General features: G+C 64.0%; 15 protein-coding genes. 7 read left to right on the top strand and 8 right to left on the bottom strand.

Going from position 1 to position 15,715, the window contains the following annotated elements; all coding sequences use genetic code 11:
- Positions 1-41: 41 nt before the first annotated feature.
- The 4 genes from AC6CH3_RS07720 to AC6CH3_RS07705 form a co-directional block, all read right to left on the bottom strand.
- The gene (locus tag AC6CH3_RS07720) at positions 42-1,163 is read right to left on the bottom strand and encodes an NAD(P)/FAD-dependent oxidoreductase (protein ID WP_498131871.1); all 1,122 of its coding nucleotides are present in this window, start codon (positions 1,161-1,163) and stop codon (positions 42-44) included.
- A 182-nt stretch (positions 1,164-1,345) separates the two neighbouring features.
- Positions 1,346-2,128, bottom strand: a complete 783-nt coding sequence (locus tag AC6CH3_RS07715) for an amino acid ABC transporter ATP-binding protein (protein WP_498131870.1) — start codon at positions 2,126-2,128, stop codon at positions 1,346-1,348.
- Complete coding sequence (locus tag AC6CH3_RS07710) at positions 2,125-2,913, bottom strand: amino acid ABC transporter permease (RefSeq protein WP_498131869.1); 789 nt, start codon at positions 2,911-2,913, stop codon at positions 2,125-2,127. Before AC6CH3_RS07710 ends, AC6CH3_RS07715 begins: the two co-directional genes overlap by 4 nt.
- 105 nt (positions 2,914-3,018) lie before the next feature.
- The gene (locus AC6CH3_RS07705; protein ID WP_498131930.1) at positions 3,019-3,873 is read right to left on the bottom strand and encodes an ABC transporter substrate-binding protein; all 855 of its coding nucleotides are present in this window, start codon (positions 3,871-3,873) and stop codon (positions 3,019-3,021) included.
- A gap of 167 nt (positions 3,874-4,040) precedes the next feature.
- Here AC6CH3_RS07705 and AC6CH3_RS07700 point away from each other — a divergent pair, with 167 nt between their 5' ends.
- On the top strand, positions 4,041-5,144 hold the full coding sequence (locus tag AC6CH3_RS07700; RefSeq protein ID WP_498131868.1) for a LacI family DNA-binding transcriptional regulator: 1,104 nt from the start codon (positions 4,041-4,043) through the stop codon (positions 5,142-5,144).
- A 218-nt stretch (positions 5,145-5,362) separates the two neighbouring features.
- Here the strand turns inward: AC6CH3_RS07700 and AC6CH3_RS07695 are convergent, their stop codons facing one another.
- On the bottom strand, positions 5,363-5,785 hold the full coding sequence (locus tag AC6CH3_RS07695; RefSeq protein ID WP_498131867.1) for a hypothetical protein: 423 nt from the start codon (positions 5,783-5,785) through the stop codon (positions 5,363-5,365).
- Between the two features lie 287 nt (positions 5,786-6,072).
- On the opposite strand from AC6CH3_RS07695, the gene AC6CH3_RS07690 reads away from it, so the two are divergent.
- A complete protein-coding gene (locus tag AC6CH3_RS07690; protein ID WP_498131866.1) occupies positions 6,073-6,432 on the top strand; it encodes a type II toxin-antitoxin system death-on-curing family toxin in 360 nt (119 codons plus the stop codon).
- 465 nt (positions 6,433-6,897) lie between these two features.
- On the opposite strand, the gene AC6CH3_RS07685 is transcribed toward AC6CH3_RS07690, so the two are convergent.
- From AC6CH3_RS07685 to AC6CH3_RS07675, 3 genes are all read right to left on the bottom strand, one after another.
- Positions 6,898-8,403 (bottom strand): NAD-dependent succinate-semialdehyde dehydrogenase, encoded by a 1,506-nt coding sequence (locus AC6CH3_RS07685; RefSeq protein WP_498131865.1) that lies wholly within the window; start codon positions 8,401-8,403, stop codon positions 6,898-6,900.
- A 148-nt stretch (positions 8,404-8,551) separates the two neighbouring features.
- Positions 8,552-10,231, bottom strand: a complete 1,680-nt coding sequence (locus AC6CH3_RS07680) for a BCCT family transporter (RefSeq protein WP_498131864.1) — start codon at positions 10,229-10,231, stop codon at positions 8,552-8,554.
- Between the two features lie 124 nt (positions 10,232-10,355).
- Positions 10,356-11,306, bottom strand: coding sequence for a flavin reductase (locus AC6CH3_RS07675; protein WP_498131863.1), 951 nt, complete (start codon positions 11,304-11,306; stop codon positions 10,356-10,358).
- A 118-nt stretch (positions 11,307-11,424) separates the two neighbouring features.
- Here AC6CH3_RS07675 and AC6CH3_RS07670 point away from each other — a divergent pair, with 118 nt between their 5' ends.
- From AC6CH3_RS07670 to AC6CH3_RS07650, 5 genes are all read left to right on the top strand, one after another.
- A complete protein-coding gene (locus AC6CH3_RS07670; protein ID WP_498131862.1) occupies positions 11,425-12,117 on the top strand; it encodes a GntR family transcriptional regulator in 693 nt (230 codons plus the stop codon).
- A 154-nt stretch (positions 12,118-12,271) separates the two neighbouring features.
- Complete coding sequence (locus tag AC6CH3_RS07665; protein WP_498131861.1) at positions 12,272-12,949, top strand: amino acid synthesis family protein; 678 nt, start codon at positions 12,272-12,274, stop codon at positions 12,947-12,949.
- Positions 12,946-13,497, top strand: a complete 552-nt coding sequence (locus tag AC6CH3_RS07660) for an amino acid synthesis family protein (RefSeq protein ID WP_498131860.1) — start codon at positions 12,946-12,948, stop codon at positions 13,495-13,497. Before AC6CH3_RS07665 ends, AC6CH3_RS07660 begins: the two co-directional genes overlap by 4 nt.
- Positions 13,494-14,234 (top strand): alpha/beta fold hydrolase, encoded by a 741-nt coding sequence (locus AC6CH3_RS07655; RefSeq protein ID WP_498131859.1) that lies wholly within the window; start codon positions 13,494-13,496, stop codon positions 14,232-14,234. The genes AC6CH3_RS07660 and AC6CH3_RS07655 overlap by 4 nt, the downstream gene beginning before the upstream one ends.
- Positions 14,231-15,712, top strand: a complete 1,482-nt coding sequence (locus tag AC6CH3_RS07650; RefSeq protein ID WP_498131858.1) for an aldehyde dehydrogenase — start codon at positions 14,231-14,233, stop codon at positions 15,710-15,712. The genes AC6CH3_RS07655 and AC6CH3_RS07650 overlap by 4 nt, the downstream gene beginning before the upstream one ends.
- The last annotated feature ends 3 nt before the right edge of the window (positions 15,713-15,715 follow it).

Raw genomic sequence — 15,715 nt, 5'->3', positions numbered from 1 at the left:
GCCAGCGGCAGCGCCGGCATGCCGTTCCGGCCCTGACAGGATCAGGAGAAGCGGCCCGGGCGGAAGGTGGCGAGCATCGGGTGCTTGTTCCCGGTCAGAATTTCTCCGGAAAGAAGTTCGCCGACGATGAGCCCGAGCGTCGCTCCGGAGTGGGTGAACGCCACGAAGCAGCCGGGCACCTGGCCGAGCTCACCGAGGACCGGTTCGCCGTCGCCGGGGATTGGCTTGTGACCGATCTTCCAGGACGCCGGCTTGAGTTCCGGGTTGCCCGCGATGAGCTTGGATGCCTCGTCGGCCAGTTCCTGGACCACCTCATCCGGAATGCTGAAGGAGCCATCCGCGTGCTCGGTGATGGCCTCTTCATACCAGTCGTGGTCCAGGGCAAAGGTGCTTCCCGGGTTGGGACGGACCGCGGCCCGGGGCGTGTTCATCACGGCCTTGACGTCGTGTTCTACCGGCTTGGTCAGCACCAGCATGGAGACCGGGGAGCCGTTGGGGATGTCAACGCCGAGCGGGGCAACGACGGCGGGAGTTGCGGCCCCGCAGGCGACGAGTACGGCGTCAGCCTCGTAGAGCGCGCCGGAAGCCGTCTCGACGCCGGTGGCCCGGCCGCCGTCGACCGTTACGGATGCCTTGCCGGCGTTGAGCACCAGCTCTCCGCCGCGGGCGTGGAATTCCTCCAGAAGGAAATCCACCAGGTCCGGGAGGCTGACCCAGCCTTCGCCGGGATTAAAGATGGCGTTCTCGGGCACCGCGCTGGACTCGATGCCGGGCGTGACGGCGGAAATCTCTTCGGGCGCCAGCAGCTTGGAGTCATAGCCGACGGACTTTTCGTAGGCGTGCCGTGCCTCTGTAACTTCCCGCTGCCCTGCCGCGTTCCACATGAGGCCGCCGCCAAACTGCAGCCACTCCCGGTTCGGGTCGGCGGCGAAGAGGGTGCGGTAGCGGTCGATGCCAGCGAGGCGCAGCTGGTGGTACGGGGTGGACCGCTCCCCGGCGGAATTCAGCCAGGAGAGCGAGCGGCCCGAGGCTTCACTGGCAAGGCCCCGTTCGGTCAGGAGGATTACGGAGGCGCCTTGGCGGAGCAGGTGCACCGCGGTGGAGACTCCGAGGATGCCGCCGCCGATGACGGCAACACGTTTAGTCGAGGGCGTGGAGGACATTTTGGCTCCCTTTCTTGGTATTGAGCAGCCTTTGCCGGACGGCAGTTGCCGTGTGACGACGCGACGCTGGGACTGCGTGACGCGTGGATTTCTTGGAGTGGTTGATGAGATCGGCCAGCTGGGTCGGTGGTTTCGGCAGCAAGGGTGATGACGGCAGGCAGGAGGAAGAACTCCGAGCTGCTTTACAGAACCTCGGAGAGGAAGCGCTGGAGGCGCTCGCTCTTGGGATTGTCGAAGAGTTCGGCAGGTGTGCCTGCTTCCACGACTTCGCCTTCGTCCATGAAGACGACCTGGTCGGCGACCTTGCGGGCGAAGCCCATTTCGTGGGTGACGACGAGCATGGTCATGCCGCGGCGTCCGAGGCCTGCCATGAGATTCAGCACGCCTTTGACGAGTTCGGGATCGAGCGCGCTGGTGGCTTCGTCGAAGAGCATGACTTCGGGTTCCATGGCCAGGGCCCGGGCGATGGCGACGCGCTGCTGCTGGCCGCCGGAGAGGTCCCGGGGGCGGTGGTCGGCGCGCTCGGCCAGTCCCACCTCGGCGAGCCGGCGGCGGGCGCGTTCGCGCGCCTCGGCCTTTGGCATGCCCTTCACGCTCCACAGGGCCAGGGCAACGTTCTCCAGGGCGGTGTGGTCCGGGAAGAGGTTGAAGTGCTGGAACACCATGCCGATGCGGGCGCGCAGAATGTCAGGGTTGACCTTCAGCGCACTCTCACCCGCGAGCAGCACGTCGCCGCTTTTGGGTTCATGCAGCCGGTTGACCCCGCGCAGCAGCGTGGACTTGCCCGAGCCGGATGGCCCGATGATGCAGGTGGTGGTCCCCGGGGCCACGGTGAGGCTGACGTTGCGGAGCACCTCGATGTCCCCGTAGGCCATGGTCAGGTTGCGCACTTCGAGGCTGGAGCCGTGGAATGTCTCGATGTCTGGGGCTGCAGTGTTCTTTGAGGCGTTGCTGGCGAGGCTCATGTGTTGCTCCCGGTGATCAGCGGCGATGCCGCATCGAGTTCGTTGACTTCCTTCAGGCCGGACGTGGGCGGGGCGGGGCGGCGGCGGCCGGTGCGGAACCTGTTGTCGAAGTAGTTCACCAGGTGGGTCAGGGGCACCGTGATGATCAGGTAGAAGATGCCGGCCATGACCAGCGGCGAGAGGTTGCCGGAGAGGACGGCGGCGTCCTGGCCCACGCGGAAGAGTTCGCGTTCGCTGACCAGCAGGCCGAGGAAGTAGACCAGGGAGGAGTCCTTGACGATGGCGATGAACTGGTTCACCAGGGCCGGCAGGACCCGGCGGATGCCCTGCGGGATCACGACCAGCGCCATAGACTTGGCGTAACTCATGCCCAGGGCCCGGCAGGCTTCGCCCTGGCCCTTGTCCACGCTTTGGATGCCGGCGCGGAAGATTTCGCCGATATAGGCGCTGGCGATCAGGCTCAGCGCGATGATCCCCAGCGGGTACGGGGAAGGCCCGAAGATCGACTGGCTGAACCGGGCGAAGCCCTGGCCAATCAGCAGGATGGTCAGGATCGCGGGAAGGCCGCGGAAGAGATCGGTGTAGATCCGGGCCGGAACCCGCAGCCATTTGGAGGGGGAGATCCCCATCACGGCGATCACCATGCCCAGGACCACGCCCAGGATGGTTGCCGCGATGGAAATGATCAGCGTGTTCAGGAGCCCGACCGCGAGTAGCTGCGGAAGGACTTCGGCCATCGCCTTGAAGTCGAAAAAGGTGCGGATGATGGTGTTGAACCAGTCCATGGTTGCTCTCAGACGTAGTTAGCTTGTGAATCCCGGGCGGACCGCGGTACGACCGTCCGCCCGGTCATTTTTGGCCGGCTGATTTCCGGCTTGGTTGCCTGCCGCCTACTTGCTCGGTGCCGGTGTGGCTTTCTGCTCGGCCTTGGGCAGGTACTGCTCAGGCATCGGGGACCCGGGGAACCACTTCTGGTAGAGCTTCTTCCAGGTGCCGTCTTCCATTGCTTCCGCCAGGCCCTTGTTCAGGGCGTCCTTGAAAGCGGTCTTGCCCTTGGCAACGGCAAACCCGGCCGGGGCGTCGAAGGACGGGATATCGGCAACGCTGACCAGGCCGTGCTGCTCCTGGTAGTCCTTGGCCGCCTCATAGTCCAGGAAGTGGGCATCCGCCGAGCCGCTGTTGACCGCGGCGATCGCAGAGTTGTTATCCGGGAACCGGACCAGGTTGGCGGAGGTGAAGTTTTTCACCGCGTACGCTTCCTGCAGCGTTCCCTGGACCACGCCCAGGCGCTTGCCGGCCAGTCCGTCGGCATCCTTGATGCCGGAGTCCTTCGTAGTCAGGACGGTCAGGTAGCCGGCGAGGTAGCCTTCGGAGAAGTCCACGGTTTCCTTGCGCTTGTCGGTGATGCCAATCGCGGCAACCCCGACGTCGAACTGGCCGTTCGCAACGGCCGGAAGGATCGCCGAGAAGTCCTGACCGGTGAAGACAACATTGTCCACACCGGCACGCTTCGCCACGTCCTTGAACAGTTCAACATCGAAACCCGTGAAGTTACCCTGCGCATCGGTGAAGGTGTAGGGCTTCGCGTCACCGAGGCTCGCCACCCGGACGGTGCCGGCTTGGATCAGGCCGTAGGGGTTCTCGGCCGTCGAGGACGACGAGGCAGGCGTCGATCCGCCGCAGCCTGACAACGCCAAGAGGGTAGCAACGGCGGCAGCAACGACCACCCCGGGGCGGAACTTCATTCGTTTAGTCACAGCATTTTCCAATCATGGGAAGCAAGAGCGGCTTGTCTAAGATTCCCTTGCTGAGTCCGGTCTCAGCGTCTACGATTGAGACCGGACTCACATCGGGGTTGCTAAAAATGTAACCTAAGCCACACAGGCCGTCAAGGCCCCTCGGGAAGGCCAAAATGAGCACTACTAACGGTTTCAGGCGCAGGGACGTGACAGTTGCCGACGTCGCAAAAGCCGCCCAAGTATCCAAAGCGCAGGCAGCGCGTGCGCTGGGCAACTATGGGGCCGTGAGCGACGACGTGCGGGAACGGGTCCTGGCGGCGGCCGAGGAGCTGTCCTACCGCCCCAACGAGCTGGCCCGCAGCATGAACACCGGGAAATCGCACACCATAGGCGTGGTGGTCGGCGACATCGAAAACCCCCACTTCGGCCTGGCCACGAGGGGGATTACGGACACCGCCAAGAAGAGCGGCTTCAACGTCATCCTGGTCAACACCGACGAAAACACGACGGCTGAAGTCGACGCAGTCCGGGTGCTGCTGGACAAACGCGTGGACGGCCTCATCGTGGCCCCCGCGTCGTCGGCTGAAACAGAACATTTGCAGCGGGTTCACTGCTCGGGACGCCCGCTGGTTCTGCTGGACCGCACGGTCAATGCGATGGACGTCGACACCATTGCCGTGAACATGGCGGACATCTCCTACCAATCCACCCGGGATCTCCTCGAAGCCGGGCATCGGCGGATTGCCTTCATCTCCACCATGAAGACAGACAGGCCTTACACCGAAGATATGCGGTTGGACTTTTCACAGATCTCGGATCGCCTGGACGGCATGCGGCGGGCGTTCCGGGAAGTGGAACTGCCCTTTCCCATGGACCTGGTTCGCCTCAACGCCGGCGACGCCTCCTCCATCCTGAACATCACCCGGGACGTTCTCCTCCAGCCCGGCGGCGCCACCGCCGTCGTTGCTTCTGACGGCCTCATCGCCCTGAGCGTCCTGGAGGCCATCCAGGAACTGGGCCTGAGCATTCCGGCGGACGTCTCGTTCCTCATGTACGACGACTTGCCGTGGACCCGCCTGACCACCCCGCCGCTGACGGTGATTGCGCAGCCGGTCTACGACATGGGCGCAGCGGCAGCGAGTGCGCTGATCCGCCAAATTGAGGGCCGGCCTCCGGGGGGTGTGCGGCCGCAATTCACTGCGACGCTGATCCGGCGAGGGTCTGTCGGTTCGGTGCCGGCCAGGGCCGGAGAGGCCGTGGACGCGTCCATTCCGTAGTGGTGGGACTGCTCAGCGGCCGGGCCCTGCGTCAGTGGAGGGGTCCCGGTGGGCGGCGGGCAGCAATCGACTCGGAAGCCAGCGGGGCCACAAGTCCGTTCGCCCTATTTCCCAATGCCTTGCCTTTGGAAAGCCGGTAAGCGTGATTTCGCCAACCTGGGGAGTGGTCCGAGGAGTTATTCTCCACCTGCGGGCGAGGCTGAGCACGGGAGCCTTGGCTAGTCTTCCTTCACTTCTTCCAGGACCGCACGCGCGGCTGCCACGTCATGAAGGTCCGGCAGGTACTTCTCCTGCTCCTCGATCTTGCGGCGGTAGAAGTCATGGGCGGCTTGTTTAGTGATCCCCAGTGCTTCACCGATCTGGGCCCACGTCGCGCCTGCCTCACGCGCCGATTTGATGACGTACCAGCGCCTGGCCGTGAGCAGCTCGACGGCCTTCGCGTTCGCACGCAGCGCCTCCAGCGCTGCGACTTCCGATACCTCCGCAAGGAACTGTGCTGCCGCCGCCCGAGCCTGGTCGCTGCCGGTGGCAGAGATTTCGCGCCAGGTTTCGCCGCGGTTGAAGTCTTCCCAGACTTTGAGCAACTCGTGGATATCACCGCTGCTGAGGGCTTGCTCGACCGACCCCGCATCACCATTCATGAAGTCAAGCTAGCTTGACGTCCCTAACGGGTCAAGAGAAGCGCCGATTATCTCCAGATCCCTCCCGGCCCGGGCAGGCCACATGTAGTGGTCACACCTCGAAGTCTGCGTTGCTACTTCAAGGTGCCGAGCTTGTGCTCCAGCGTCATCGGCGCCGCCGTGACATCGGCGAGGGCCTGGAGTTCGTCATGAGCCATGACGCTGAACTTTTGACGCGCCTTGAGGATGCGTGACCGAGTACCTCCAGATCGAGGACGCGCTGCAGGTCATTGACCGGTACGGTTTTCATGTCCGGGACATCGGGCTCCTCGGCACTGGCCCGGCCGGCGACAACGGTCATGGGTGTGGAGGCCTATCCGCAGTTATCGGCGAAGGCGGCGGCTGTCCTTGAGTCGGTGGCTCGCTTCCACCCGCTGATCGACGGCAACAGGCGCACGGCGTGGACGCTGATGGTCCTGGTGCTCTGGATCAACGGCTACCGACATGACTTCACCACCTATGCGGCGTTCGATCTTGTCGTGGGGGTGGCCGCCGGTGTCGTCTCGCTGGAGGACAGCGCGGGGATGATTGCCTCACCCGGAATGTTGCGCCTGGCAAGCCTGAGACGTACGTGCGAAAATTTTGGCACTGGGCGTCCTCGGGGCTGAAGACCAGATGTTCCTTGACGAACTCCACCCGTTCGCTGTTGCGGGTGAGGGCCAGTACGAGTGATCTCAGCTGGGCGCGAAGTCTCCCGTCCCTGAACCCGTCAGATTGAAATCCATGACCGTCCCGACGAAGCGTCCAGAAATGGGGATGTGGACCTGACAGCTATCGGACGGGCTCCTGACGTCAGGTTGGGTGTGCCCTAAATGGACCAACTCCCGGCTCGCGTGCCACGTTCTCCGGACTTTCCGAGTCCGGGTCCTGCTACACAGATGGCCATGTTCGACCTCGGTGAATCAAGAGCAGGTCCGGTCCTGCAAATTTATCCCCTGCATGCTCCACCCGAGTTTGTCCCAACCCTTCCTCGCTGTGCTCCCGATAACTAGACCCCTGCCGGGGCGGCACTGAAAAGCGCCTGCAGGGTCAAGTCAAAAGGTGCTCTGCAGGCGCTTTGACGAGGTGGGAGGTCAGTCGGTGTAGGGGTCGGCGATGCCGAGGTATTGGGTGGTGGTGTATTCGGCGATGCCTTCGGTGCCGCCTTCGCGGCCAAGGCCGGATTGCTTGACCCCGCCGAAGGGGGCTGCGGCGTTGGAGATGACGCCGGCGTTGAAGCCGACCATGCCGAATTCGATCTGCTCCGCCACGCGCAGGAGGCGGTTGAAGTCGCGGCTGTAGAGGTAGGAGGCGAGGCCGTATTCGCTGGCGTTGGCCTGGCGGATGGCGTCTTCTTCGGTGGTGAAGGTGGTGACGGGGGCGACGGGGCCGAAGATTTCCTGCCGGAGGATCGCGGCATTATTGGGGACGTTGGCCAGGACGGTGGGCTGGTAGAAGTAGCCGGTGCCGTCCACGGGTGCGCCGCCGGTGAGGGCGGTCGCTCCTGCGTCGACGGCGGCAGCCACGAGGGCGTGCACGTCGTCGCGGGCGCCGGCGTCGATCAGGGGACCTACTTGGGTGGCGGGGTCGGTGCCTCGCCCGGTGTTCAAGGCGGCCATGGCGGCGGCGAACTTCTGCGTGAACTCCTGTGCGACGGTTTCGTGGACGAGGAAGCGGTTGGCGGCGGTGCAGGCTTCGCCCATGTTCCGCATCTTGGCGGCCATGGCCCCTTCGACGGCGGCATCCAGATCGGCGTCCTCGAAGACGATGAACGGGGCGTTGCCGCCGAGTTCCATGGACGTGCGCAGGACGTTGCCGGCGGCGTCGGCCATGAGGCGTTTGCCAACGGGGGTGGAGCCGGTGAAGGAGACCTTCCGCAGCCGGGAGTCCTTCAGGAGCGGCCCGGAGATCCCGGCGGCGCTGGAGGAGGCGACGACGTTGAGCACACCGGCCGGGAGCCCGGCTTCCAGCATGGTCTGCGCGAAGTATTGGGCCGTGAGCGGGGTGAGTTTGGCGGGTTTGAGGACCATGGTGCAGCCTGCGGCGATGGCGGGGGCGACTTTTCGGGTGGCCATCGCCAGGGGGAAGTTCCAGGGCGTGATGAGCAGGCAGGGTCCGACGGGTTTGTGCTGGACGAGGATCTTGTTTTTGCCCTCGGGCGTGGTGAGGTAGCGGCCGTAGTCCCGGACGGTTTCTTCGGAGAACCAGCGCAGGAACTCTGCCCCGTAGGTCACTTCGCCGCGGGCTTCGGCCAGCGGTTTGCCCATTTCCAGGGTCATCAGCAGGGCGAAGTCCTCGGCGCGTGCGGTGACCAGGTCAAAGGCGCGGCGCAGGATCTCTGCCCGCACCCGGGGTGCGGTGCGCGCCCAGGACGCCTGGGCTGCGTCCGCCGCGTCCAAGGCGGCGACGGCGTCGTCGCTGGTGGCGGAGGCGAGGGTGGCAAGTACCTCCCCGGTGGCGGGGTCGTGGACATCGAACGTGCCGCCGTCGGACGCGTCCCGCCACTGCCCGCCGATCAGCAGGCCGGTGGGGACAGAGGCGAGGAGTGCGGCTTCACGCTCGGGTGAGATGGCAGGGGAGAGTGCGGGGGAGGTGGTCATGCGGGTCTCCTTCAGAAAACTATTTCGTGCGCAGAGGCGGTGGCAGCAGTGTCTGGCGCGTTTCAGGCAGTACTCCTGCAGGAGCAGGAAGTTAACCGGGTGATGGCGGCAGGGTGCTCCCGCCGCCATCACCTGTCTGTCAGTGGTGCTACGCCTCAGATTTGAGGATGCGGTTGAGATCGCGTTGTGTCAGTGCGCGCGTCCCCTCGAATTGCGGGTCCTTCCTCAGCTCGACCACCAGGCCAAAACCGAGGAGGGCGACGATCACGGTGAACGGCAGTGCCGATAGCATGGCCGCCTGCTGGAGTGCGCCCAGGCCTCCGACGATGAGGAGTACGACTGCACACAGGCCGGTGAGCAGCCCCCACGTTGTCAGGACTGGTTTGGTTGGTTTGAGTGTCCCGCGGGAGGACAGCATGCTGAGCACATACGTGTTCGCGTCAGCGCCGGAGACGAAGTACATCACGACCAGGAAGATTGCTACCACGGAGGTGATGCCGGACAGTGGGAGTTCGGCGAGGGTGGCGAAGAACGCCGAGTTGACGTTCTCCAGTGCCGCAGCTCCGATCTGGCCTTCGTTCTCCATGTCGAACTTGATTGCCGAGCCGCCGAAGATGGTGAACCAGGCGAAGAAGACGATGCTCGGGACAATCATGACGCCTGCGATGAATTGGCGCACGGTGCGGCCCCTGGAGATCTTTGCGAGGAAGACCCCAACGAAGGCACCCCAGCTCAGCCACCAGGCCATCATGAAGTAGGTCCACCACTGCATCCACTGGACGTCTTCAGGTGTGCTGGGCGTCAGCAGGCTCACGGCGAAGAAACCGCTGAGGTATTCGCCGAGGGAGCGGAAGAACAGGTTCGAGATGAAGTTGGTAGGTCCCGTGAACAACACGTAGAGGGCCAGCCCCGCGGAGAGAACCATGGTGCCTTGGCTGAGGTACTTGATCCCGCGGTGCACGCCGGAGAGCGCGGAGAGCGTGAAGATCACCGTGATGACCGCGATGATCAGGATCTGGCCCAGGAGGCTGGAGGGAATACCGAATACCCTATCCACACCTTCGCCGATCTGCGAGGCACCGAGCCCCAGGGACGTCGTTGTTCCGAAGAGGGTGGCGATGATGGCGAAGACGTCGATCATCTTGCCGAACCAGCCATCCACGAGCTTGCCGAAGACCGGACGCAGCATCGGCGACACCAAGCCGGCGTTGTTGCGGCGGTGTGTGGAGTATGCGATGGCGAGGCCGAAAACCCCGAATACTGCCCAGGCATGCGGGCCCCAGTCGAAGTAGGAGAACTGCATGGCCCGGACCGCGGCGTCCATCGTGCCGGCTTCGGCCAGGCCGTGCGGCGGTGAAGCGAAGTGCGAGATCGGTTCGGCGACGCCGTAGCTGATCAGGCCGATTCCCATGACCGCGGAGAGGATCATCGCGAGCCAGGACCACGTGCTGAAGTCTGGCTTCGCGTCGTCGGCGCCGAGCCGGATACTTCCGAATCTGCTGACGCCAATGTAGATGAGCAGACCGATGCAGCCAAGGGTTACGAGCAGGTAGCTCCAGCCGACGCTCTCGGCGACCCAGTTCATTGCCCCGGTCATGACGCCGCTCAGGTTCTCGGGGGCCAGTGATGCCCAGCCGGTGAATGCGGCGATGAGCCCGACGGATGTCCAGAAGACTGTCCCGGGCCTGCGCCGGAGACGGTCGGCTTTGGCCATCGCGGTTTCGGTTATCTGCTCAGTGACAGCGGGGGAGTTTGATGACTTGCGGTTTTCGCCCATGCCGGGGGATGTTTCATCCATCAGGTCCTCGGCATTTTTGATGTGGGTCATGAGTGCTCCAGGTTGCAGTGGGGCTGCATAGGTTTGAGTTGGGGAGGCCTCCGCGTGGAGGAGGTAGGCGCCCGGACCAGTCTGTTGGGGCACAGCTGGTCCGGGCGGCCGCTCGATGGTGCGGTCAGAGTTCTTCGAGGCGCGCGCCGTCAAAGAAGTGGCCTGCCTTGTAGATCATGGGGTCAACGTCTGCTACCTCAGCGTGCCGGACCCGGCCCACGAAGATCGTGTGGGTCTTCGCCTGGAAGCGTTCCTTGATCTCGGCCTCGAGTGAGGCTGCCGAGCCATCGATCATTGGCACGCCGTTGGGCCCTGCATGCCATTCAAGGTTGGCGAACTTGTCGGGAGTCTTTGAGGCGAACGTGCGTACCGTGTCGTGCTGCTCGTTGCTGAGGATGTTGATCCCGAAGTGATCCGATTGGAACAGTGCCGGGTAGGTGGATGACGTTTTCTGAACGCAGACGAGAACGAGCGGCGGGTCCAGGGAAATTGAAGCATAGGAGTTGGCGGCAAGGCCCCGCGGTTTGCCGTCTGCGTCGACGGTCGTCACGACGGTCACTCCAGTGATGAACTGCCGGTTGAAGCCCTTCATGACGTCCAGCGGAAGGTTGCCGGTCAGTTCGTCCACCACGACATTTGAGGTGTCGTCCTCGAATGCTGAGTGGAGGGACGGAATTCCGAGGTCGGCCAGGAGTTCCGCGGCGTCCCACGTAACCCGCTCGTAGGCAATCCGGCCATCGCGCAGCGTGAGAGCGTTGGATCCGCGGGTCTCCACGACACGTCCCGTCGGCGGAACTCCCCCGAGCGGGTGCGTGAATGTGCCGGTCGTTGTCCAGAAGATTGCCACATCGTCGCCGTCGGCGATGACCTTGTCGATGCGGGTGGTGAGGTCCGGGAATGCCGCCCGGACATCGAGGATTTCCTGCTGGAGTTCCTTCAGGCCCGTGATTTTTTTCGTGCCGGCGCTCTCGCGCTGGTAGTCGGCCGTGACGATTGCGTCGAAGGCATTGATGTCACCCTCGTCCCAAGCTGCCGTCCAGGCTGCCGTCAAGGTGGTGTTGATTGTCTGTTGCATGCCACAACCGTAAATCTAAGTGTGATCCACGTCAACACCCACTAGCAAAAATCCTGCAACTGCGGGGAATAACCCGCATCTCTTGACGATCAGCTTGTATGCAACGTAGTTTTGATGCATGCAAGAGACTCTTCAGGCGAAAACAGAACACGGGACCGCTAATCAGGTCAGCCTCCTGGATAAGCTGCGCAAACTCGTCCTTAGCGGTGAGTACCCTCCAGGCGCACCGCTCCCTGAGCTGTTCCTGGCCGAGGAGTTCGACGTGAGCAGGACGCCAGTACGCGAGGCGCTCAAGCAACTGGAAAATGAGGGCCTTGTTGAAATTCGGCCCAAGGTGGGCACCTTCGTCCGGATACCCACTCGCCGTGAGATCGTCGAGTTGTTCCAGCTAAAGGAAAGCCTCGAGGGCCTGGCAGCCAACCTGCTCGCCAAACGCGGCCCCGTGCCGGAGTTGGACCGGCTCAAACGCAATATAGAGGCGTCAGAGGGCGCCGAGCGCAGAGGTGACAGCGCCAAGTACGCCGACCTGGTCCACGAATTCCACTGGACCATCGTGAACGGTTCCGACAACTCAAAGCTCCGCGAACATTACGGACGGCTCATGAACCAGCTTGCCTACCACCGGATCGTCCTGGAGACCGTTGAGCGTCCCGCCCGGATGCGGGCCTCCATCCGCGAGCATCAGTCGGTCCTCGAGGCAATTCTGGAAAAGGATCCAACTGGTGCCGAACTTGCGATGCGCGGCCACGTCAATGCCTCGAGTCTTGCCGCCGCCCGTATCGAAGCGCCCGACGTGGGCGCCGAAAACTGAGAATTTACTGAGTTCATCGCCTCCTGAACGGCGTTGACCAGCCTGGCTTACCGCTATACCGGCGAACCGCCTGCTTTCGCGGGCGGAGTAAACGAAAGGACGTGCACTGTGTGCTCCCTGATTGCCCTTGGCCTCCGATGGAAGGACCTGAACCGTGTCTGAGACAGCCCTGAGCTCCCGTTCCGCTGACGGAACAGACGACCAGCCGACGGCTGCCATGGAAGAACTCGCCCGGGGAATCGGCGTCCGGAAGATCACCGTCCTGACGGAAGAACTCCTGCGCGACGGTCAGGGCTCCCTGCCCACCAGCGTGACCAGGGCTGCCGCAGCCGCTGTTATCCGCAACCCCTGGGCCGGCTCCCCGGTCTCGACGGACCTCGCGCCCGAGACAGAACGAATCGCTCCGGTGCTCGCGAAGGTCCTGACCGACCGCCTCACCGCAGTGCTGGGCGGGGCCGGAGAAATCGAGGCATTCGGCAAGTCGGCCGTTGTCGGGCTGAACGGGGAAGTTGAGCACGCTGCGGCGCTGATCCACACACCGTTCTTCGGCAATCTCGTCCGCGAGTTCCTCGAAGGCACATCGATCCTCTCCTTCTCGGACGACCGCGCAGAACCAGGGACCTCCATCGCAGTGCCCATGTGGCACAAGGAAGCCGCCTCCACCCGCAGCCACTACCAAACCCTTTCGCTGAGCCTGAGCGACGCGCCCCACCCGGATGAAATCGTCGTGATCGCCGCCGCGTCCACAGGGTCGCGTCCGCATCCTCGCATCGGCGACCGAACAACTGACCGCCCCGTAACCGCTGAAATACTGGAGGGAATCCTGCCGTGAATATCCGCAAGATCGTTACTTTGTCCGAAGAGATCCTGACCGAGGGTGGCCGTCCCGTCACGCCCGGAGCCCGCGTCGCCGTCGCAGTCGCCGTCGTGGAAAACCCCTGGGCCGGCCAAGGTTTTGTCGAAGACCTCAGCCAGGGCATCGATGCAACAGCCTCAGACCTTGGCGCCCTTCTCACTCCAAAGGTCATCGAGGCACTTGGCGCACCTGTCGAGGCCTACGGCAAGGCAGCCATCGTGGGCATCGAAGGGGAGGTCGAGCACGGCTCGGCACTCATCCACACACTGAAATTCGGCGACCACTACCGCAAGGCTGCTTCCGCAACCACCCTTCTGCCCGCCGTCGAGAAGCGCGCGCCGGCCGGCACGGTCTTCGACATCCCGATGAAGCACATCACGGACGCGACCATCCGCTCCCACCACCAGACCGTCGAGGTCAGGATCACGGATGCTCCCCACCCCGGTGAAATCCTCATTGCTCTCGCGGCTTCCGCCCAGGGCCGGCCCCAGGAGCGCCTGGCGCCCCTCTCCACAGAACAATGACAGCAGGGCAGGAAACTCCGGTTGCCCTCCTACACGGGGTCGGCCTCGACGCAAGAATGTGGGCACCCATCCAGGATGCCCTCGGGCGTGAGTCAATAGCCATAGACCTGCCCGGGCACGGACGGCAGGCGCCTCTGACCGAACCGGTCACGCTCCAGGAATTGGCCGCGGATGTGCTCCCGCGCCTCCCCGAACGAGCCCACCTCGTGGGCTTCTCGCTGGGAGCACTGATTGCACAGTACATCGCGAGGTTCCATCCCGACCGGGTCAAGACCCTCACCTGCGTGAGCTCGGTGTGCCAGCGCACCGATGCCGAGCGCAGGGCGGTCAGCGCCCGGCTGGCATCGGCCGAAGCTGACTTCCCGGCGACGGTTGAGGCATCAATCGACCGCTGGTACTCAGGGACGGCTGTACCCCAAAGCGTCGTGGACGCGACCCGGCGGACCCTTGAGGCGAATGACGTTCAGTCCTTTGTGCACGCCTACCGCGTCTTCGCACTGGGAGACGGTGTGATCGGCAACGAGCTCAGCCACATCGAGGTGCCGACACTGGCCATCACCGGCGAACTTGATCCGGGGTCGACGCCGGAGATGACCAGGCGCCTTGCCGCAGCAATCCCGGGCGCAAAGGCTGTCATCGTGTCCGGTGCAAGGCACATGCTGCCCGTCCAGGACGCCGACGTCCTGGCCAGGGCGATCAACGAGTTCATAAAAGATTCCGAAGGAGAACACGCATGACTGTTCGACTCGACCACTTCATCGGGGGAACCTGGTCTGCCCCCGCTGGCGGGGAATACTTCGCCAGCACCAACCCCACAACACTCGAAGTTCTCTACGAAGCTGCCCGGGGGAGCGAGGAGGACGTGCGGCGCGCCGTGGCAGCAGCACAGAACGCGTTCCAGTCGCCGCTGTGGCGTGACCTCACCGCAACAAAGCGCGGTCACCTTCTGCGCCGCCTCGGTGACCTCATCGGCGAGCACGCCGAAGAGCTCGCCGAGCTTGAGACCCTCGACAATGGAAAGCTGCTGCGGGAGATGCGCGGCCAGCTCGCCAGCCTGCCCGAGTACCTGTATTACTACGCCGGGCTCGCCGACAAGGTCCAAGGCAGCCAGATCCCCACGAATTCGCTGACGATGCTCAACTACACCCAGCGGGAACCGCTTGGTGTCGTCGGGGCAATCACGCCGTGGAACTCGCCACTGACGCTGACCACCTCCAAACTCGCCCCTGCGCTGGCTGCCGGCAACACCGTTGTCATCAAGCCCAGCGAGTACACGTCGCGGACCATCCTCCGCGTCGCCGAGCTGGCCTCCCATGCCGGCTTCCCCGACGGGGTGGTTAACGTCGTCACCGGCTTCGGCCAAGAGGCCGGAGCCGCCCTGGTAAGCCACCACGATCTCGCCAAGATCTCCTTCACAGGATCCACGCAGACCGGAGCCCGCATCGCCGCGGAGACCGCCTCCCGATTCATCGGTTCAACGCTTGAACTCGGCGGCAAGAGCCCCAACATCGTGTTCGGTGACGCCGACGTGTCCAATGCCGCGATGGGTGTCATCGCCGGGATTTTCGCGGCAGCAGGGCAGACCTGCATTGCGGGAAGCCGGGTCTTTGCCCACCGCAGCGTCTACGACGAACTCGTTGAGCGGGTCGCAGAACGGGCAGCATCGATCATCATCGGTGACCCGCTTCTGGCCACAACCGAGCTCGGCCCCCTCGCCTTCAGGGCCCAGCTGGACAAGGTGAGCTCCTACGTCGACATCGGCGTCAGCGAGGGCGCTACGGTACGGACAGGAGGCCGACGGCCCGACGTCAATCTTCCGGGATACTTCTTCTCACCGACTGTCCTGACCGACGTCGACAACTCGATGCGCGTGGTGAGGGAGGAGATCTTCGGCCCCGTCGCCGCGATCATGCCCTTCGACTCCGAAGACGAGGTCGTCGGCCTGGCCAACGACACCGAGTACGGACTCGCCGCCGGCGTCTGGACCCAGAATCTTGCACGGGCTCACAGAATGGCTCGACGGCTGGAGGCAGGCACGGTGTGGGTCAACACCTACCGCGCCATGTCCCCGATGTCGCCGCGGCAAGGGTTCAAGAACTCGGGCGTAGGCATCGAGCACGGGCTCGAATCCATGCACGAATACACACGGCTCAAGAGCGTCTGGATCAACACCGACGAAGGACCCGTATCCGACCCGTTCGTCCTCCGCAGCTGAAGG

The organism is Arthrobacter sp. GQ119 (assembly GCF_059759125.1).
Note: the sequence above shows the minus strand (reverse complement) of the source record. Positions and strands in the feature narration are given on the sequence as shown.